Genomic DNA, 20,838 nt, shown 5'->3' on the forward strand with positions numbered 1-20,838 from the left:
CCGCTCTGCTGACTGGCATCGGGCAGTTTGGAGCCTCCCCCAATCGCACCGCTGGTATAACCTCCATAATAGAAGCGAATCGAGTCAGGTAGAACTACAGGCGTTGCATTCGTGAAGATGCCCCCACTCGAGAAGGGCTGTTGGGGAATGAAAGAAAGTTCGCGGCAGGGGCGATCCCAGTGGATGCCGTCACGGCTGATCATCAGTTCGATATGCATCAGATCCGCTTTGGCACCGACCGCTTCGCCCCGGGCACGCAGAATCTGGTTCAGGCAGAAGTAGCAGTCGTGATAAAAGAATACGGGGGAATTATGAAATTCCGTGTTGGCAGCATCCTGATCATCGGGCGAACAGACAATTTCGGGAGCAGACCAGGTCAGAAAATCTTTGCTGCTGGAACGGGCCATCGCGTGTTTCCAGGCCAGGCCTCCATCTGGTCCATTTAACCAGCATTTTCCATAGACGGCATACTCCTTCTGTTTCGGATCGAAAAAGACGTCAACCGCATCCGACATCGAGAGTGGCAACAGCCACTGCTTGCGCATGAAGCTTTTGCGTTTGTCCCATTGCTCCTTATAAGGTTCCTCTCCCGTGAAGAGAGGCTGTAGTGTGCGTCCGCCATAAGCAGTCTGATTGAGGGGATTACGCGGCGATTTCGACCAGTGAATACCATCGGGGGAAAAAGCGGCATGCCAGCCCGGCCATTCCTGATTGTTCTCATCAGGAGAAAAATCGTAGTACAACATTTTATATCGTCGCGCGGGATCATCTTCACCGGGTTCAAACAGAACCGAATTGCAATAGCGGTCGCCATAGCCGCCTGATGCCAGCAGTACGATATTGGTTTCCGGAAATGATCCCTCCCAGGGCTTCCGATCGGTTTTAAAATCATGCAGTTTCAGCATCGGTTTCGTGAAGTGAATGCCATCTTCGGACTCAGCATAGCAGACCACACAGCGATGCGTTTTGCGCGGGTCGCGGCCTCCGGCATAGGCCTGGTACCATAACTGGTAAATTCCTGTCTCGGGATGGCGATGAATCGAAGACCAGGCGATGGCCAGTTCCCAGGGCTGGTCTTCCCGCACAACCGGATTTTCAGCATACGCTTCCGCGTGATGAAACAGGCGCCTGGTTCCCGCACGATACAAAATGTGATGATCATCCACGAGCAGCAGCGTTTTTGTTCCGGAGTTTACCTCGGCAGCATGAGTGACTTTGCCCGAACAGAACAGACAGACAAAGAACAGACTCAGCAGGAAACAGAGTTGTGTGGTTCTCAGCATCATATTGGATCCTGGAAAAAAAGTATTATTTCATGGCGTTCTCGAAGAAATCAGCGGCTTTGACCTGCATGCTGCGCATGATTTCATCCGAGTGCGCAAGGTCATTCAGCAGCAACAGTTCGCAGGGATACTGTTTATTCTGCAAATGTTCTGCCAGTTTCTGACTGTGTTGGGGAAGCACGGTGCGATCTTTCAACCCGTGGATCAGCATCACCGGAATTTTCTGGAACGTGTCGACATTCTGAATCGCCGAGTTCGCCTGATACACCTGCGGAACCTGTTGAGGAGAACCGCCATAAGCGGCGGTGACCGGTTTGGCGTACCGCGGGTTCTCTTTGATCCATTCAGCAAAGTCGGTCATGGGCATCACTGCACAGACGGAACGAATCAGGTCGGGACGATGCAGGGTATAAACGAGTGACGATCCACCCCCCATGCTGGTGCCCATGATGTGTACGCGATCTTTTGAGATCTTCTGCCCGACGAGAACCTCTGCAGTCACGCCATCCAATGCCTGTTTTGCCGCTTGATTCATGAAGTGCAGTTTACCCAGATCGGGAACGAGTACATAAAATCCGCGCCGGGCGAGTTCGCTCCGCAATTTCTGATAGGGTTCGCGGGAATAATTATAACTTTTGAGCGATCCTCCGGCACCATACAGAAAAATCAGCAGTGAAGACGATTGCGCGTTCGCTTCTGCATCGGGGTGGTACAAAAGATAAGGCGTGATCCTGCCGGTTTGTGGGTCGGAGTACTCATGCCGCGTGATCTTTTCTGAGGAAACGGCATCCGTTTCAGCCGCGATAAGCGGGGAAGAACAGATTCCGATGAGAACCGCGACCGTGATGAACAGTCGACACCAAAAGTGATTAATGAATATTTGATTCATACTGAAACTCGTTTAATGGATTTGATCACCGTTGTCAGGACTGGATCATGGTTTTGAGTTCAATTTTCAATTCGTTGAGGCGTGCGATCATTTCCTGGATGGCTCGCTGATGACGGTCCAGATCAGCCGATCCTTCACGCAGGGGATCGAGGACGATTGCTTCATATTTGAGATATTGTTCGCAGGCATACGGGACGGCAGCAGCAATCTCCGGGGGAATTGTGACCACGCCATTACAGTCACCGTGCAGCAGGTCACCGGGATGGATGGTGAGACCTCCGACTTCGACAGGCACCCCCGTGGCTTCGAAGTGACAGTAGCCATGCCCGCTCATAATACCCTGACTGAAACAGGGAAATTCGAGAGCACGAACGTTATCAATATCACGGGCCGCTCCCGAGGTGATCAGTCCAACTGCGCCAAATGTTTTGTAGGTCAGGCACATCCCATCCCCGAACGTGGCGCCGGCCGGAGGATCGTCCAGATCCTGGAAGACAACCACAGCGGGACCGGGTAAGTCCGCGAACGATTTTATCAGCCGCGCAGAGATCCCGGGGTCAACTGAACTGTCCGCTGGAACTGACGAACGAAATGTGGTCGTCACCGCGTAACCGACCATCGGCGGTAACTCGGGAAAGCAGGCGGCGATGTTTCGATCCATATAACCCGTGGCACGGGAACGCACCTCAAACAGCTCAATCGCGTTACAGACTGTCGGGGTATCAAAGCGTCGTAATTCTGCCAGGTCAGGAAGGCGATTCATATTTGTACTCAGAAATGAATTGACATCGAACAGAGAATAGATACTATTTAATCATAATAATATCTGTTGTAAATCAAAATAATGGCTCATTACGGAAAATAAATAGTATATATGTCGACGGGAATCAATTACCAGATGACCCAGTCTGATGAGCTGGCAGAGCGGATTCGACAGCGAATTCAGTCGGAACGACTTGAGGACGGGGCGTTTTTTATGACCGAATCCGATCTGGCGGAAGAATACCAGGTATCACGGACCGTCGCCCGGGAAGCGGTCAGCCGTTTGACGGCCATCGGTCTCCTGGAGGGGCGCAAACGCATCGGTCTGATCGTGCGGCGTCCCGATCCTCTGCGACTGTTGCAACTGGGGCTGCCTTCCCTGTTTGATTCCGAGCAGGATGTTTCTGAACTCTCGATGTTGCGGTATGTGGTGGAGATGGGAGCCGTCGACCTGGCGATCCGGAACGGCAGCGATCAGCAATGTCAGCAGCTTTGTGAACTGGCAGGTGAAATGGCTGCCGCGATTCGCGGTGACCAGCCAGGAAAGATTGCCGAACTGGACATCGCCTTTCACTCACTGCTGTTGCAGATGACCTCTTCCACACTGATTGCCGGCATGCAACGGGTGCTGGTGAATTTCTTTCAATCGGTGTACCAGGAATATCAGCCCGATGAAACCACTGGCGAACGAATGATCTGGGAGCATCAGGAGCTGGCGGCTGCAATTCGGGATCGCGATTCGAACCGGGCCCGCACGATGATGCAGATGCAGTCGCGAAACTGGCTGAATCTGAACAAGACGGATTGAAACTGGACCTGTTGAATATGACTGAGGAGCGACATCATGAACAAGTTCTCAAAGAGACTGTGTCAGGGAATGGCTATCCTGCTTATGGCGTCGACGCTGTCAGCAGCTGAGCCCACCGTCGAACTGCACAAAACAAAAGCAGGCACGGAATTCGCAACCTGGGGACCACTGCCTGACCAACCGAAACCAACCCTGTTCATCCTGGCGGGCACGATGGAGAGTACGCTGGGCAGTCCCTATTTTCGCCAGTGTGGAAACCAGCTGGCGAAGGCCGGCTATCTGCTGGTTTCGGTGGATATTCCCTGTCACGGCAAACAGCATCGGCCGCCGGAGCCCACGGGATTGAGTGGATGGGCTTATCGATGTGAGCAGGGGGATGACTTCGTTGCCGACAATAACGGGCGGCTCAGTCAGGTGCTGGACGAACTGATTGCCGGCGGTCAGACCGATGCAGACTATGTCGGCGTGTGTGGTACATCGCGGGGCGGTTACCTGGCGCTGCAGTATGCCGCCCATGATCCCCGGGTCAAAGGAGTCGCCGCATTTGCGCCGGTGACGGATCTGACAGTCCTGAACGAATTCAAATCGCGGGCCAAAAATGAAATGGTACAGTCGCTGAGTATGATTCAGAATTCGCAAAAACTCGCAGGACGTCCGGTCTGGATTGTCATCGGCGACCGTGATGAGCGGGTCGGAACAGACGCAGCGATCGAACTGGCCCGCAGCATCACGCACGCGGGTCTGGAAAAGGGACAGCAAAGTCAGGTCGATCTGCATGTGATTGCCGAACCCAAGGGGCACACCGTTCCCAAAGGCTCAACCGATGTGGCAGCGAAATGGTTTCTGAAACAGGTCGGTACTCCTGATTCTTCACCCGCAAAATAGACGATTCATTCCTGTATTCGCCAGAGCGTTTCCATGCGACGAACTTTTTTGAATCACTCCTGCTTTTGTTTCCGGTCCGCAGTCATGATACTGCTGGTCTGTAATGTCGTCTCTGCCCGCGACATTCATGTCGACCCGGATAAAGGGAATGATGCAGCGACAGAAGGGCCGCTCAAAACAATTCGTCAGGCAATTCGCAACGCGGAACCTGGTGACACGATTCATCTGCTGCCCACTGTGTATTACGAGTATGCAGGTTTTTATGGCAAGCAGGGAACGCCGGATAAGCCGATCATTCTCGACGGGCATGGCGCGACCCTGGAAGGTTCCGATCCCATTGATATCACCCGGTGGGTGGAAATCAAACCCGACCTGTATCGCTGTGAGAATCTGATGCCCGCATTGAGCGATGCCATTCTGCAGCGCTGGTTTTTTCTGTGGAATGGCAAGATGGTTCACATGGGCCGCACTTCCAAAGGTCCCAGTCAGAAATGGAAAAAGCCGGAGGATCTGCAGCCGGGTGAATGGACGTTTGTGAAACAGACCGCATCGACAGAGAAGAGTTCAGAGGTCACCGGTGCTTTCTATTTAAAACTTTCTGCGGGTGCGCAGCTCAGTGAACAGAATCTGCGGATTCCAGTGCGTTCCGCCGGCATGCAGTTTGGCGGTTCGGGAATAAATCATAATGCGCACCTGGTAATTCGCAATCTGACCTGCACACATGCCTACAACGATGGTTTTAATATCCATGGCCATTGTGAAGATGTTCTGTTTGAGAATATTCGCGCGATTGAGTGTGGTGATGACGGGATCAGTGCGCACGAGACAGCCGAGTACCGCGTTGATGGCTTTGTCTCGATCGGCAATTCAACAGGCATCTGCGACACGGGATCCAGCCGGACCAGTTACAACCGGGTCTTCATCCGCGACTGCCTGGGCTTCGATCTGTTTTTTCTGGATACGGGCCGTTATACGTTGACCAATTCAGTCATACTTTCTTCGGCGGTGCGGACGCTGATGCTGGTGGGTCGCGATGATCCTGCGCAACCCTGTTCGCTGACGATGAAGAATGTCTTCATCCGCCGTGTGGCCGGTAAAAATGAGGTCCGCGTCTCTCGCAACTGTGTGCTCGACGCCAGCCATGTAACGCTGATGGGCCTCGACTTTCAGGCGACCGGCGGCGACGTGCGTCTGCATGATTCGCTGATGATCGGAGCTGCTGTCTTACCGATTTCCAACGCGGCGTACGACTACCTGGCTGCAACTGAAAACGCAGGGGAGCCGTTACAGCCCGAACTGCTGATCTGGAAAGATGTCAAATGGACGGCGGACCGGAACTGCTACGATCTGCAGAGCCTGAGAGTCGACAAAACCTTTTTTACTCCATCGCAATTCAGTCAGTTTCAGCAGTTAATCGGGCAGGAACAGCAATCGGAGTGGGGCAGCAGTTTCACCACGAAGACCGGTTTTGGCGCTGATTTGAAAAAACTGAAACAGGATACGATTCCTCAAAACGAACTTCAAACCGAACGAGTACGATCTCTTCTTCCCTGACGAACCTGAATGAAATGAAAGAGAATCCATGCCAGTCTCTCCTTTAAAGCAAAATCTCCCCGCCTGTCTGTCGATTCTATTACTTCTGGTGATGCATGCCGGTCTGTCTGCGCAAACGGTTTCGGTGGACCGCGGTCCGGAAGTGGAGGAGGCCGTCTTCTTCTCGTTCGATGATCATGCGATTCCCTGGCGGAACAATCTGCAACTGACACCCGTGACAGCAGAGAAGCATCCGGCGAATCCTGTGCTGCGACGTGGACCGGAGGGCGCCCCCGATCACGGACATGCGATTCTGTACGGCAGCGTCATGTTCAGGGACGGGAAATTTCGTATGTGGTACCTGGGAATGTTCGAGACGGCCATTCAAAGTGGTCAGGCGCCCGGCTGGTGGCGGCCTATGTGTTACGCCGAGAGTGATGATGGTATTCACTGGACCAAGCCGAACCTCGACCTGGTGGAGTTTAATGGAAACAAACAGAACAATATCTGTCTGATCAATTCGGAAGTTCCTGCACTGGCTAAAGTCAATGATTTTTTAAGTGTGTTGTATGATGCCAGTGATCCCGACCCGCAACGTCGTTTTAAATGCGCCTACATCGCGCATCCGCCGTTTGCCGATGTGCGTGGCGGACGCAGCAAAATCGGGCCGGACGAACGTCGCTGGGGTGCCTTTGTCTGTGCTACCAGTGCTGACGGGTTGACGTGGGATGTTGTCGGCGACCGTCCGATGAATGCAGGGGGTGAACGCTTCGAAGTCTCCAGCCTGTATCGGTTCGGCAACTTTTATTATGCCAATGGTCAGTTGCTTTCTCCCTGGAGCTGGCGGATGGATGGTTCTGATACCGGTCGTGTGATGCTCGCATATCGGTCTTCCGACTTCGATCACTGGTCCCGTGCGAAAGCATTGTCATTTGCTCGACCGGGCCAGTTGACGGCCACGCCGATACCCGGTCAGCAGACCCACATGGGGGCGGGTATCTGGAATCGGGGGAATGTCCTGGTGGGCCTGTATGGCATGTGGCAGGATGCGCCACAGAAACCCAAAGACGGACGCTACTGGAACGAAGGTGTCAGTGTGGATCTGGGGTTGATCGTCAGCGATGATGGGATTCACTTCCGGGAGCCGGTGCCCGACCATCCGGTGATTTCCCGCGGAAAAAAAGGAGAGTGGGATGACATCGCGCTGCTGCAGGGGCATGCCTTTGTCAACCGGGGCGAAAAAATACTGATGTGGTATTCGCACTGGGATACCGGCGGAAAACTCAAGAATATGGAAATCGGCCTGGCGACCCTCAGACGGGATGGCTTTGGTTATCTTTCCCGCAAAATTGCTGATAACACAGCGCACTTTGTGACTGCTCCCTTTGAAACTGATGGGGATCTGAAACTGTTCGTGAATGTGGAAGGCGTATCAAAAGAGAATCTCTTAACGGTGGAACTGCTGGATGAATTCGATAAACCGCTGCCCGGTTACTCAGGTAACGAAGCGGCCCGCATTACCCAGGCGGGAACCCGTACGCCGATTGTCTGGTCCGGAAGCAGGCCCTTACCTGCCGGCAAAAAACTGGCGGTACGGGTCACGTTTCCTGATTCGACTGAAGCCAGGTTTTATGCACTGTATGTCGGGAACGAAAACGGTTCGTGAGTCATCTGTCCGACTCTTTGGGTGCGGGCCAGTTCAGATGCTTATGTAAAAAGTCGTACGTTCCCTGTTCATGAATGGCGTGCGGTCCTTTGATGAATTCGAGTTCCTGTCGATCGCCGATACCCAGTTGGGCCTGGTAGAGAAATCGTACCTTGGCATATTCCTGGGCGACACGATCATCGGGTTGGACGCCATCAAAGTGTCCGCGTTCTACCATGAAGGGCCGCGGACAGATGAGGGCGGCCATCTCGGCGTAGTTGAAGGTACTGCCCAGGTTCCATTCGAAAATTTCGTATTCTCCTTTATTGGCATAGCTGTACCGCAATGAGCGTTTGTCGGTAGCGGCATTCTTCCAGACCCACTCGCCGAAATCGGCTGAGCAGATCGAGAGCGCATAGTTCTTGACCAGCGGTGGAATTCGCATGGCTGATTTTCCGCCGTAAGAAATTCCGTAGAAGCCGATCCGCTTTTCATCAACGAAAGGCAGCGTCGAGAGCCAGTCTGTAATCTGCTGATGCTGGGGAACTGCGATGGAAAACAGGGTTCGGCCGATGGACTGCGATTTGAATTGCAGTGTGCGAAAACGATCGAACAGAACATACGGATTCTGAGGGGCGAAGGTGATGAAGCCCCGTTCTGCGAGGTGGGTTGCAAACGATTTATAAGCGCGATAACCTTCTTCGCCAACCGTGTGTTGGGGGCGTCCTTCCAGACCATGCTGGCAGACGACGACGGGCCGCTGTTCGGAACCATCGAGTTTCATATCTTTGGGTAATGTCAGAATGCCATACGCGGTGACATCGGGAAAGACATCCATTTCCACTTCATAACTGATCGTCTTGGGGCCGACCTGAAACTTTCGGCTGCGGGCGTTATCGGGCAGCAGTTCCAGGTCGAAGCTGCCGATCACATCCTCGCGGAAGATCTTGCGATAAGGTTCTACCGATTTCTCAAAGTTTTCCAGTGAATCGGTTTTGAGGTCTTTCATAAATTCAATACGGGTTTCATAGGCCAACTGCAACAGGCGCTGGTTATGCCGAAGGATCTCGGCCAGTTGTTCGTCATGCCGCTGACTGGCGTGGTCGCGCGATTTGAGATCCAGGGGTTTGGAGGCGGCCGCCAGTTTCGCATCTGCGTCCAGGCTCTGTATCAAAGCGGTCAGTGTTTCCGGGGAGACGGGGACCTGCGAATCCACAAGTGCGAGCGTCGGTGCCTGCGGATTCAGAGCGGCAGTGAATTCACGGGCCCGTGCGACTTCGGTTTTGACTTCGTCTTTATCGGGAACCAGCAGTCGCCCCGGCTTGCCTTTGAGTGCGGTATAGCCGTCCTGTTTCACTTCCAGTTCGCCCCAGGCGGTCGTGCGAAAACCGTATTCGGGATACTTGCCCGCTTCGATAATCAGCGTCCGCGGTGCGACGAGGCTCGCGATTTCCGCATCGCCGAACGATTTGAGCAGGCCAAAGACGTTACGGTCTGCGGGTTCTTCCCAGAGAAACTGTCGCGAACTGAAGTAGCCAGAGACAGCCGCAGCATCGATGCGTGGATCGAGGGCAGCAGCATACAATGCGAGTCTTCCCCCTTCACCCCAGCCGATGACGCCGAGGGAGCGTTTCTCATCCTCGCTGGTCTGTTTCAAAATACTGACACCCGCCATGACCTTTTGCGTCTCATAACCTGCCAGCGTGCGACCCAGCTCAAACGATGGTCGATGCGCCCACTCGCGGTTGCTCATTTTCCATTGATTAATATCTCGATTGATCAGCGTGGGGATCAGCACACGAAAACCGGAACGCGCCAGTTGCTGTGCATAGGCGTCCGTGGGGTTGTTCGCGGAAACCAGATCTTCGGGTAGCTGGTCGGCTTCGGGAATCGCGATAATGTCGCCGCGAATCTTTCCTTGCGGAACCAGTAACAGACCAGTGCCCTGCATGTCATCCAGCACAGGCCAGCTGACTTCATAGAGTGTGAATTCCTCCGCAGGCTGATCAGACGCATCGCCAATGTAAGCAAAACGACCGGTGACAAGGGGATCGGTCAGACCCAGCATGGCTGAAAGTTCCGCCCGTTTGTCGGCAATCGACTTTAAATAGGCTTCGGGAGAAGTGAGATCCCGTTTCCAGTTGTTCGGTCGTTCATTGGCTGCCTGGGCAATCTGCCTGAGCAGGAACTTGTCGATGCCGGCAATCATCTTTTCGCTGAGGTCACCAGGAAAGATCAGCGGTTTGGTATGAGGCAGAGGTCGTGGATCAGGGGCGGGTTGTAAAACGGCCCAGGGAGACGCTTCGGTTTTTTCCTGGGCGTTTGAGGATGAGCTTGAGAACGTGATCAGGCTGATGAAGAACGCGGCACAGATGAGGAATGCAGGGGTATGGCGAGAGATCAAAGTTTTCATGGAGGCTTCCTGGCTGGATTCTGTTCTTTGAATTATGAGGATCCGTATCCATTGATGATACCCCTGTTGACGCGGCAGGGGCAATCAATACGACTGTTTTTTCTGTTTTGGCTCTGCATGCCCAGAGGTTCTTCCAGCCGAGACGAATACAAAAAACATTCTGACTGGTATGACATGTGCTTTGTCTTCTCCTGTTGCGCTATGACAGCGCAGGGAAATTCAATAGTTGACAGCAGGAGTTGCTGAATGATCACTGCAAACAGGGCGCTGGTATTTCTGCTGGCCTGGGGAGTCTGTTCTCTCGTGTGTGTCGCGCAGGAGAAGACGCCTGATGAGCCAACTGAAACACCGCCGGCAACGGAGAGATTGACCGCGCCGAAAGCGGTGAATGTCACGCCTGAAGTTGCAGATTCCGAAATCTCGACACGGCTGACGCGCATTCTTAAAGCGACCGAGTGGTTTGAAGAACCGCGTGTCGAAGTGCAGGAGGGGGTTGCTTTCCTGTCCGGATCCACCGATGATGAGAAATACCGACAATGGGCCGGCGAGCTTTCCCGGAATACGCAAGACGTGGTGGCTGTGGTCAACCGGATTGAACTCACGCAGCCCGACCTGTTTGATTTGAGCGCATCGTATGGCACGGTCAAATCCATCATCCGCAAGTCGGTGCAGTCTATCCCCATCATGCTGGCAGCGCTGCTGGTGCTATTGTTTACATTTTTTGCGATGTTTGTTTCAGGGCATATCGCAGACCATACACTGCTCAGGCGGTTTCAGAATAAACTGCTCCGGGGCGTGGTTCGCAAAGGGCTGCTGTTGCTGGTCTTTCTGCTGGGGATTTACCTGGTGTTACAAATTGCGGGCCTGACACGGCTCGCAGCGACGGTCCTGGGGGGAACGGGATTGTTCGGTCTGATCGTCGGGATTGCGTTTCGCGACATTGCAGAAAACTTCCTGGCCAGCATTCTGATCAGTATGCAGAACCCGTTTCGCTATGGTGACCTGATTGAAGTGGAAGGGATTCAGGGCTTTGTACAACGTGTCAATACACGCGGAACGCTGCTGATGTCGCTGGACGGCAATCATATTCAGATCCCCAACGCGATTATCTATAAGAGCAAGATTCTGAACTTTACCTCGAACCCTAAAGTGCGGCTCGATTTCCTGGTGGGTGTGGGGTACGACGTTCCACTCAACGATGCGCAGTCTATCGCCAAAGGGATTCTGGAATCCCATCCGGCGGTACTCGACGATCCTGAACCGATTGTGCTGGTCGAAAGCCTGGGTTCTTCGACTGTCAATCTGCGCCTGTATTACTGGATCAACGGTCATCAGTTCAGTGTGTTAAAAGTGAATTCCTCAATGATGCGACTGGTGAAGACGACCTTTGAAGAGCGTGGCTTCTCCATGCCAGACGACGCGCGGGAAGTGATCTTTCCGCAAGGTGTGCCGGTTACCATGGTGTCCGCAGAGGAAGCCGAGGCGAAAAAAACGGCGCCCGCAAAACAACCGCCGCTCACTCCGCCACGGTCGCCGGTGGCGATACCGGAAGAGGAGACCGTCACCGAGGCAGAAGGCAGCCTTGCCAGTGAATATAACGAACTGGAACGTCAGAGTCAGCAGGCACGCGATCCGGAAGAAGATTCGACCGACCTGTTGTCTTCCTGAGCGAGCAACCGAAGCGCATCACATTTAAACATAGTTTCTCTCATTCGATGAAACACGGTTCCAATGGTACAGGAGACGCAACAGTAAAGCTGGATACAGTCGGGAAACGGCCTGAAGCTGAAAGCTGAGAGACCATGCTGGTCGATCAGGGACCAGTGGAAGGTGCGCGCTGACATCTATCTCTCTGTGAGCAGAAAAAGTTTTACTCTGGAAGAAAACAAACTCAGGTTCATTAATAAATGTACTGCAGACGGGCACCGAAGATATCAATCGGAAGATCGTCGGTCGTAGCGTTATTGATGAGGCCGTGCACGTAATCAAATTTCAGGCTGAGTTGATTACTCAAATACCAGTTCAATGCGATTTCGGCAGAGTTCATGCGACCGCCCGTGATGTTTTTATCATTCAGATTGAGGAAGGTGCCCCGCGCGGCCAGTTCCCACGCGCCCCAGCCTCCGTCAAAAAAACTGTGCAGAGGCTCGACGGAATCAAAGACGCCCGTCTTGCGATTGTAGGGTTTGGATTCCCCGGTGAAGAACCAGCCCGCCTGCGCGTATCCGCCGTAAAAGACCAGCGGGGGGCCGCCGATCTGATTTACCAGGGCATACGTGAGTTCCGCCTGATAATTGAAACGACCCCGGGATCCTGCCAGTTCGAAGTTAAACAGGTTGACGTTTTCCGCAGGGACATAGCCGGTGTCGACGAGTTGCGGTGGACCCGATGAATTGATGCCCGGTTCCTGGTTGGTGAAGAAGCTCAGTTTGGAATCGTAGCGAACCTGCCTGTCAAACGGCTGCAGGACGCTGTAGTTCAGACCGGTGTGCAGCAGATCGCGTCCGTCGTCTGCGTACCAGTGCAGGTACGTGGTTCGGGCGGCGATGCCCTGTCCGTCGGCATGATGATTCAGATCGAAGCCCCCTTTGCCGACAATGAAGCCGGTGACCGACCAGGTGCCCCGTTCTTCTTCCAGTGTGCCATCCGCCCAGATGCCGACCTGCCGAAACGGGGAGAAGGTAAAAAAGGGAGCCCGTTCGGCGAAGGTAAAGTTTTTGGAACTGGTGAGTGCTTCCATCTGGAACGGGACTTTGGTGGTCCCGACGACCAGGCGATCAGCGTAGGGGCGATCACGGAATTCCAGATAGATATCGCGGGCCCGGGGATTATCCGTGGCGAACTCGACATCCATTTTATAGCCGACGTCGGTCGCCAGGTCCCCGGTGAGTGCCAGCCGCGCACGCCGGACGGCGGTACGGTTATTGATCTCGCCAAACGCCGCCATTGAAGCCGGCGACTGGTCAAAAGTGGCGGAGTCGACCTGGATGAAACCACTCAATTTGCCGGTCGGGTAATCACGGGAATCGACGAGGCCGGGGACACAGGGAAAGGTCTCTTCGTCGCAGGTCGGGAAGGGACTGATGAAAGAAGTTTCTGTCGACAACGAATCTGTGAGTGGTGGCGGCAGCGCGTCTGTAGTGAATTCCTGCGCGAACAGGGGAGCGCAACTGAGCGCGAGCCAGTATCCCAGCAGCGACAACCAGCATCGGAAATGAGCGGGGTGCCGGAACACATTTCGCGATTGATCCTGCTGTCGCTCCATCGGGCGGGATTTCGTATCTGTGCCGTGATTGTGAATGTTAATGAAACCAAACTGCTGCTGAGAACCTTCTCTGAAAAGGCTCTGTCACGCGCAGGCGCAGACCGTGTCCGCAGCAGTGGGACTGCTTATTTTATCGGTTACAGAAATTGGGAAACTGCAACGATTGGAAACGCAGGCCAGGCTACTTTGCTGAAAAGCGATCAAAGTGAGCGGCTTGCATGAAAGACCGCGGAAGCTGTGCGGGTTATTCCGGTTGTGCGTGAGGTGAATTTTATTGACCGCCTGTATTCCTCTGGTATGATTTTTGATAACAAACAACCGCCTGTTTAATCATAGGTGGGAAAGAACAAGTTGACTCTATCAATGTGTGACGTTCATTCTGCTGTCAACAGTCATGCTGATATCAATAGATCCTGTAGAGGATCATTGCGATTTTAGTTAAAAAGGCTTGTTCAAATGAGATCTACCCGCCGCCGCATGCTGAGCCGGATCGTCGCACTTGCCGTTCTCCTGGTGGCCATTGTCTCAACCTCTCTTACATCCGCTCAGCAGAAAAAGAAGCCTCAGGAGAAGGAACACTTTGTCTATGACGATGTCCGGGTCTTTTACGTCACGGAGGGGATCGGTGCGGTTTCGCCTGTTGACGTTGATAAAAACGGTGTGCCGGACCAGGTCGAAAATGTGGCGAAGCAGGTCTGGGCGGCCCATCAACTGTTCTGCAAAGTCCTCAAGTTTCCCGATCCTTTTGAGAGCGAACGCTACCAGGGCGTCAACTGTATTCAGGTCAGCATTCTTGATCGAACTGAAATGTCAAACCTGAACGGTGTGGCATTTTCCAGAGCGCAGCGGGCCCGTTCCATTCCCGAGGGAAATCCCACCGACCGCGCCATTGTCATGGCGATTTCCAGCCAGCTTGATCCTACCAAAAACGTCACTCCCACTCATGAGACGTTTCATCTGATTCAATATGGGACAACCTATTTCAAGAACTCTTGGTATCTGGAAGGGATGGCGCGCTGGGCCGAGCATGGGACCGGCAAGGACGGGCTGGGAGAGATCAAGTATTCTCCCCGGGGGCCCTGGCCGCAAATATCCCTGCATCTCCAGCAACTGGTGAAAATGAAGTCTGAGTCCGAGCATGTGCTGTGGAACCCGATTGCCTCTCGTACCGACCGTGATGATTTTCTTTCAGGCAAGATGCTGGGAGAAAAACTGTCAACCCTGACATACGCGGACGGATCACTGGTCCTCCGGGACCGTTTTCTGCAAGGCGGGGAGGTCATGCGTGACATTCTTATCGAACTCGGCAAGCTGGACGATGTCGCATTCCAGGATCTGAAATATGAAAAATGGACTGAAGAGAATGCGCGGGCCCTGGAAAATAATCCCTATATTTATAAAGCGATCATGGATGCCCTGCGGAAGCATGATTCCAAGGTCGGCCCATTCGAAATTCCACAGCAAAAAAAATAAAGGGAGGCATTCGATCCTGTGCTTTTTCCTGCCAGCCGCATAGAACCAGAGAAATTTGGTGACTCCTTTCAATTGTTCCGATGAGGCGTCCCGATAATGAATCTGATTTCCTGGGTGATAGACCTTGTGAAGTAAAACCGGCAGTGGGTAATATTCGTGGAGTGTGTATTTTTCTGGAGATCATTTAATCAGAGACCCTGCGATGAAAAAATTAACCGAGCGACAGAAGCATATTATCAGTTTTATTCGTGTGTTTACCGCCAAAACGGGGTGTGCGCCGACGGTGCGGGAGATTGGTCAGTCATTTGGGATTAAATCGACCAATGGGGTCTCGGATCATCTCAAAGCGATTGAAGCCAAAGGCCGTCTGAAACGCAATCAGTTTATGCCCCGGGGACTGGAAGTCGTGGAGAATCTGCGAATCCGGTTCTGCGGCGAAGTGCAGTAGGCGGCGGGAGTGTCCCGGCGGTTCGTCCACGCGATTGTGAAACGATTGAGGAGGCGCGATGAGTATAGAAGCGTTTCTCTGGAATTATCGGGACGGGGAGTCGGTCGGTTTCGATTTTGAAACGGTGCGCGAGATCCTGGCGACGGAACAGACGGAGTGGCTGGAGGAGTATGGCTGTCTGCGGGTCAGCTTTCATGATCCCGATGATTATGTGGACATGTACCTGGGAGAAGGGGCGCCGGCCAGCGGTCATGTCAAAGGCATTACGATTGCCCGTCCGCTCGACAATCCGGATTACCTGCAGCGGGTGTTTCGCGTGATGGAACTGGGGGATGTGATGCTGTTCTACTCAGACGAGTCGACGCCGATATTCGTCAGTGGGAAAAATCCGGGGCAGTATCCAGCTGACCTGCTGGCACAACTGGGAGAGCCCCGGTTTATTCAAACACCGCTTGAGATGCTGCATCAGAGCTGAGTGGAACCGGTAAAACATCATCGGGCAACTTAGTCTGTCAGGGTCTGTCCGGCAGGCCTGCTCAGCTTAATCCTGTATCAGGATGTCGCGGCGTTTCTTGAGTCTGCCATATTTGTTTTCACCGACCAGCCAGACCTGCATCGTGCCTGCGGTCTGGATTAAATTGGCGGGAATATTCACTGTTCCTTTCTGCCGATCCTGTTCTGTCATATAGATGTTGTGATAGTCATAACTGTCTGCTTTGTTTACCAGCAGTGCCATGATGACTTTCATGTTGTCCGAGTGGATCTTCAATTCCCAGGGCTCGCTTTTGGAAGCTGTTTCTGCAGAGATGCTGAAGTCGAGATCACAGACGGAGAACTCGCAGGCCTGGCTCTGTGAGCCGTCATGCATGATGCAGTGCGCGGTATAATCGCCGCAGGTGGAGAAAGCGAGTTCGATGACACCTTTCCCGGGCTGGTCGATTTCTTTGACGACTTTGTCCCCCCGTTTGACGACCAGGGATTTAACGCCTAGCGCGTCTCTGTCCATGATATTGATTTTCACTTTCTGGTCTTTGTAATAGGGGACCCAGTCTCCGCGATCAAGCAGTAAAACCCGGTTGATGACCGGGGTTTTGGCGTCTTCCTCATAGTTGGGGAACAGGAATGACTCGGCTTTGTTCTGTCCGCGCCAGGCATCCAGGTCGGTGATGCGATACAGTTTTCTGCCTCGGGCTTTGAGGTGACTGTTAAAGGTCGAGACGGAGCGGTTGCTGGTTTTGGTCGTGAGGGGGCGGCTCTCTTCGACTCGTACATGCGTGATATTTCCCTCCGCGTTCCTGGTGATTCCCGTGACGATTTCCACGTGTGAACCAGGCTGGGGAGGTGTGAAGATGATGTCTCCGACCTGTGCCGCCTGTGCTGACTGGGGCTCGACCAGGCTGACCCCTTCGCGGTAGGGAGGGTTATGCAGACGGCTGACATACCAGACGCCACACTGCAGCGCGTAACTGGTGTAAGAGGAGCAGACATTCCCGTAATAACATTCGGCATTGGCGACCTTGCCATACAGGTTTTCTGTGTATAACACGCTGTGCGGATTTTCGACGGCTGCCAGAAAAGTCTTCAGGTAGATATCAAAACCAATATAACGACCGACATATTTGACACTCGAATACGGGACGCCGGTGTACTCTTTACCGGGTTCGAAAGTTCCTTTCCTGCGCGGCATGCCCTCGGCAACAGGCGTCCATTTTACCTGCGACATGATCCGTGCATATTCCACTCCTTTTTCCTGCCAGGGTTCCAGATGGTCTGTCCCTGTTTTTTCTGCCTGCCTGTCGGCTGCGTGAGACGTGTTCTGCAGACAGGGGAGACTGAGGACTGATAAGAGCAGACAAAGAGACAATCGCGATGGTAAGTTCATCGAAAATCCTTTCGGGTTGATTTCAATGTGTGGCCTGAGTTTCCATCTAACAGCGAATATAAAACGTAAACGAATCTGTATGGGAATTCAATACGCAGGTCACTTTTCGGATTTGATGACCGCTCCCGAGCAACTGATCTGGAGAGATCATCATCTGCCTTTCATCTGCGGCCATTATGAGTTTCCCATAAATTTCAAATCAGTGCTGGACAGGGGGGTGAGACGTCTGGTTAAAATGGTTCTGTTCCGGACCGGGATTGGTTCCCGGTTCAATTCCTATCTATAACTTCGGACATTGCTGTTTAATCTGGGCCAGAACAGCTTCCGCGCCAGGACATCCCCGGGCGCGTGAGAGCCTGTGGTGGCCTGCCTGTGTTGCAGTCTCCTCTCGCGCCTTTTGATATGCAGTGTTACGGAGCAGCAGACGCGTCTCAGCATTTCTACGTCCGAGACTCGTATCACTCTCATCTCTGCAGACTGAATCTCAGTTTGCAGCGTAGCGCTCCCCTGGCAGAGACTGAAAGGGCTCTGCGTTCGCAGAGTTAATGAGATGAAACGACTTTACGCAACACTTCTCGAATGGTTCCTTCAGCAGCAGGGCACTCCCCGACGATCTCGTACGCAGGCCGCGAGACAGATTGAATCGTTGGAAGTGCGAACAATGCTCGCCGCCCATCCCCTGGTCGATGCGCCTGATGTGCAGTTTGAGGTCGATCAGGACTGGGGCTCCGGGCGAACCGCCAACCTGCTTCTGAATAATGATGAAGCAACGGCGTTTACGGACTGGCAGCTGGAGTTTAACTTTGCGGGCGAGATTCAGTCACTCTGGAACGCCGAGGTGGAGAATCTGGGGGGAGGCCGCTATCGGATTACACCTCCCAGCTGGAAACCAACTTTGGATGTGGGGGAAACCCTGGCAATCGGTCTGGTGGCCGTCGGACCCTACAGCGAGCCGACCGGCTATGCATTTAACGGGAGTGGAAGTCCCGTTGACCCCGATCCCGATCCAGACCCTGATCCGATTCCCAGTGTGCGTATCAGTGGAGCGACAGTGGTCGAAGGAGAGAGTGGAGTGCTGCTGGCCAGTCTGACGGTATCTCTGTCAGCGGCGGCGAATGAAACGGTGACGGTGAATTACCAGACATCCAATGGTACGGCGACAGCCGGTGAAGATTATGAAGAAACAAGTGGCCAGATCAGCTTTGCTGCGGGAGAGACGGATCAGACAATTACGGTGCGCGTCTTTGGTGACAACCAGGTGGAACCGGATGAAGAGTTTTACGTGACACTCAGCAGTCCGGTAGGCGCGACGCTGGATGCGAGTCTGACAACGGCGTCGACGGTGATTACCAATGACGATGCCGAGGTGATTACTGAGAATGAAGTGACGGTGACGACGCCTTATGAGACGGCTGTCACGATTCCCGCAGGTACGTCAGGCGGCGATCCGGATTTTGGCAGCCATGTGCAGTCGTATGTGAACGGTACTTTATTCCCCAGCCAGTACAGCCAGACGCAGCTGGATCAGATTGTGAGTAACTACTATGACAGCTGGAAGGCGGACTGGTTGCGTGCAGATCCGGGCGGGAACGGTTACCGTGTGATCATGGATTCTTCGGGGCGGACGACTTCCGAATCGCAGGGGTATGGCATGCTGGTTCTGGCGCACATGGATGGCTACGATCCACAGGCCCAGGCAATCTTTGATGGTCTGTTTCAGTATTCCCGTGCGAATCCCAGCCAGGGGAATCCCGATCTGATGGACTGGGCGCAGCCGGATCCGTCCGGGAATAACAGTGCCTTTGACGGCGATGCGGATATTGCTTACGCCCTGCTTGTTGCCGATGCACAATGGGGGAGTGACGGCGCGGTCAACTATCTGCAGGAGGCGATTACGATTATCGATGCGATGTACGTCTCGATGATTGGTCCCGACAGTCATCTGCCGATGCTGGGGGACTGGGTGAATCCAAATGGTGGCGGGCGGAATCAATGGTCTGTGCGGACCAGCGATTTCATGTATGGTCACTTCCGCGCCTTTGAAGCAGCGACAGGCACGGGGGCCTGGAACGAAGTGATCGCCGCGACCCAGGCAGTGATGACGAAACTGCAGCAGCAGTCGGGTACGGGGTTGGTGCCTGATTTTGTGATTGTCGATCCGGTGACCGGGAATGTTTCGCCTGCACCATCGGGTTTCCTGGAAGTGAATGACCAGCATTACTGGTATAACGCGGGGCGTGTGCCCTGGCGGGTGGGCGCGGATGCCGTATTGAGCGGGGATGCCGTTTCCCAGGCACAGGCGCAGATGCTGTCGGAATTCTTCCAGCAGTCGTCAGGCGGGAATCCGGCTTTGATTCGAGGTGGCTATGCGCTGGATGGAACACCTCTCAACAGCTGGAGCGATCCATTCTTCAGAGCGGCGGTTGGTGTATCAGCAATGACCGGTTCCGATGCCGGTGACCAGGCGTGGATGAATTCTGTCTTCGACAGTGTGGCGACGACGCATTCGAATTACTATGCGGACAGCGTCTCGATGTTGAGCCTGCTGGTGATGTCGGGTAACTATATCAGTCCTTCCTCTGCCTTGGGGACTGGGGGGACGCTGGAGTCGGTTTCTCAACCCACGCATGGAGCGGTGGTTGACAATCAGGACGGCACACTCACTTACACACCCGACGCCGGTTACTCGGGGTCAGACAGTTTCGTGTTCACGACGGTATCTGATACGGGGAGTGTGACCAGTACCACGGTGCATGTGACTGTGGAAGAGTTCGCGGTTATTGTCCCGGAGATTTCCATCAACGATGTGAACGTGACTGAAGGTGACAGCGGAACGGCGCAGGCAGTGTTTACTGTTTCACTGGATCAGCCGACCACTGAACTGGTAACAGTCCAGTTTCATACCGTTCAAGGAACAGCGGTCGCTGGTGCAGATTATCAATCGGTGAGTGGTCAGGTGATCTTTCAACCAGGGGAGCTGACTAAAACGATCGTGGTGCCGATCCTGGGTGATGTGGATCAGGAAGCAACGGAAGGCTTCCAGGTAGTCCTGACTCAGCCCGTGGGTGGTACGCTTGTGACTGCTGTGGGCACGGGAAATATCCAGGATAACGATGCACCGGCTGCTGCAGGCATGGTGAATTATGATGTGGTGAATGCCTGGAACAGTGGATTTCAGGGAGCAGTCGAAATCCGGAATGAGAGTGACCAGTCGATGTCAGGCTGGATGCTGCAGTTCACCTTTGATGGCGAGATTACGGACATCTGGAACGCCGAGATTGTTTCACACGTCGGGAATACGTATGTGATTCGTGGTGCATCCTGGAACGACGACATTGCCGCTGGTGACACGGTCTCGTTTGGTTTCATCGGAACGTCATCGGGGCTGGCCGAACCGCTCTCTGACTTCGTTCTGAATGGGAGTCCGGTCTGACGCAAAGCGCAGAATGCGAGATGTGGATTTGGGGACGGGGCGCTGATAATCAGTGCCCCGTTTTCATCTCTCGGGTTGAGTGTCTTTCCAGTAAACTGGGTAACGAGGCAGAACTCTAC

15 protein-coding genes are annotated in these 20,838 nt (G+C 53.8%); 9 read left to right on the forward strand and 6 right to left on the reverse strand.

Annotated elements, in window-relative coordinates; translation table 11 throughout:
* The 3 genes from AACZ40_RS13155 to AACZ40_RS13165 form a co-directional block, all read right to left on the reverse strand.
* A partial coding sequence (locus AACZ40_RS13155; RefSeq protein ID WP_339674621.1) for a hypothetical protein occupies positions 1–1,286 on the reverse strand: 1,286 nt, incomplete at its 3' end.
* Positions 1,287–1,308: 22 nt separating this feature from the next.
* Complete coding sequence (locus tag AACZ40_RS13160; protein ID WP_291179402.1) at positions 1,309–2,172, reverse strand: alpha/beta fold hydrolase; 864 nt, start codon at positions 2,170–2,172, stop codon at positions 1,309–1,311.
* 34 nt (positions 2,173–2,206) lie between these two features.
* Positions 2,207–2,935 carry an RraA family protein gene (locus AACZ40_RS13165; protein WP_291179399.1) on the reverse strand — a complete coding sequence of 243 codons (729 nt, stop codon included), beginning with the start codon at positions 2,933–2,935 and terminating at the stop codon, positions 2,207–2,209.
* 135 nt (positions 2,936–3,070) lie between these two features.
* Between AACZ40_RS13165 and AACZ40_RS13170 the strand changes: the two genes are divergently transcribed.
* The 4 genes from AACZ40_RS13170 to AACZ40_RS13185 are packed head-to-tail and all read left to right on the forward strand — an operon-like array spanning position 3,071 to position 7,826.
* The gene (locus tag AACZ40_RS13170) at positions 3,071–3,742 is read left to right on the forward strand and encodes an FCD domain-containing protein (RefSeq protein ID WP_291179396.1); all 672 of its coding nucleotides are present in this window, start codon (positions 3,071–3,073) and stop codon (positions 3,740–3,742) included.
* Positions 3,743–3,778: 36 nt separating this feature from the next.
* Positions 3,779–4,627, forward strand: a complete 849-nt coding sequence (locus AACZ40_RS13175) for an alpha/beta fold hydrolase (RefSeq protein WP_291179393.1) — start codon at positions 3,779–3,781, stop codon at positions 4,625–4,627.
* 33 nt (positions 4,628–4,660) lie between these two features.
* Entirely contained in the window at positions 4,661–6,181 is a 1,521-nt protein-coding gene (locus AACZ40_RS13180) for a hypothetical protein (RefSeq protein WP_291179390.1), read from the forward strand.
* A 28-nt stretch (positions 6,182–6,209) separates the two neighbouring features.
* The gene (locus AACZ40_RS13185) at positions 6,210–7,826 is read left to right on the forward strand and encodes a hypothetical protein (protein WP_291179387.1); all 1,617 of its coding nucleotides are present in this window, start codon (positions 6,210–6,212) and stop codon (positions 7,824–7,826) included.
* Between the two features lies 1 nt (position 7,827).
* On the opposite strand, the gene AACZ40_RS13190 is transcribed toward AACZ40_RS13185, so the two are convergent.
* Positions 7,828–10,218 carry a dienelactone hydrolase family protein gene (locus tag AACZ40_RS13190; protein ID WP_291179384.1) on the reverse strand — a complete coding sequence of 797 codons (2,391 nt, stop codon included), beginning with the start codon at positions 10,216–10,218 and terminating at the stop codon, positions 7,828–7,830.
* A gap of 246 nt (positions 10,219–10,464) precedes the next feature.
* Between AACZ40_RS13190 and AACZ40_RS13195 the strand changes: the two genes are divergently transcribed.
* Positions 10,465–11,886, forward strand: a complete 1,422-nt coding sequence (locus AACZ40_RS13195; RefSeq protein ID WP_291179381.1) for a mechanosensitive ion channel family protein — start codon at positions 10,465–10,467, stop codon at positions 11,884–11,886.
* 232 nt (positions 11,887–12,118) lie between these two features.
* On the opposite strand, the gene AACZ40_RS13200 is transcribed toward AACZ40_RS13195, so the two are convergent.
* Positions 12,119–13,483 carry a porin gene (locus AACZ40_RS13200; RefSeq protein ID WP_291179378.1) on the reverse strand — a complete coding sequence of 455 codons (1,365 nt, stop codon included), beginning with the start codon at positions 13,481–13,483 and terminating at the stop codon, positions 12,119–12,121.
* A gap of 456 nt (positions 13,484–13,939) precedes the next feature.
* Between AACZ40_RS13200 and AACZ40_RS13205 the strand changes: the two genes are divergently transcribed.
* The 3 genes from AACZ40_RS13205 (at position 13,940) to AACZ40_RS13215 (ending at position 15,879) form a co-directional block, all read left to right on the forward strand.
* Positions 13,940–14,956, forward strand: coding sequence for a hypothetical protein (locus tag AACZ40_RS13205; RefSeq protein ID WP_291179375.1), 1,017 nt, complete (start codon positions 13,940–13,942; stop codon positions 14,954–14,956).
* A gap of 202 nt (positions 14,957–15,158) precedes the next feature.
* On the forward strand, positions 15,159–15,404 hold the full coding sequence (locus tag AACZ40_RS13210; RefSeq protein ID WP_145230317.1) for a LexA family transcriptional regulator: 246 nt from the start codon (positions 15,159–15,161) through the stop codon (positions 15,402–15,404).
* A gap of 58 nt (positions 15,405–15,462) precedes the next feature.
* Positions 15,463–15,879, forward strand: coding sequence for a hypothetical protein (locus tag AACZ40_RS13215; protein ID WP_291179370.1), 417 nt, complete (start codon positions 15,463–15,465; stop codon positions 15,877–15,879).
* Between the two features lie 66 nt (positions 15,880–15,945).
* Here the strand turns inward: AACZ40_RS13215 and AACZ40_RS13220 are convergent, their stop codons facing one another.
* The gene (locus AACZ40_RS13220; protein ID WP_291179367.1) at positions 15,946–17,286 is read right to left on the reverse strand and encodes a hypothetical protein; all 1,341 of its coding nucleotides are present in this window, start codon (positions 17,284–17,286) and stop codon (positions 15,946–15,948) included.
* A gap of 550 nt (positions 17,287–17,836) precedes the next feature.
* On the opposite strand from AACZ40_RS13220, the gene AACZ40_RS13225 reads away from it, so the two are divergent.
* Positions 17,837–20,719 carry a glycosyl hydrolase family 8 gene (locus AACZ40_RS13225; protein ID WP_291179364.1) on the forward strand — a complete coding sequence of 961 codons (2,883 nt, stop codon included), beginning with the start codon at positions 17,837–17,839 and terminating at the stop codon, positions 20,717–20,719.
* Positions 20,720–20,838 lie beyond the last annotated feature (119 nt).

Origin of the sequence: uncultured Gimesia sp. (genome assembly GCF_963972345.1) — a bacterium.
In the GTDB taxonomy this organism is placed as follows: domain Bacteria; phylum Planctomycetota; class Planctomycetia; order Planctomycetales; family Planctomycetaceae; genus Gimesia.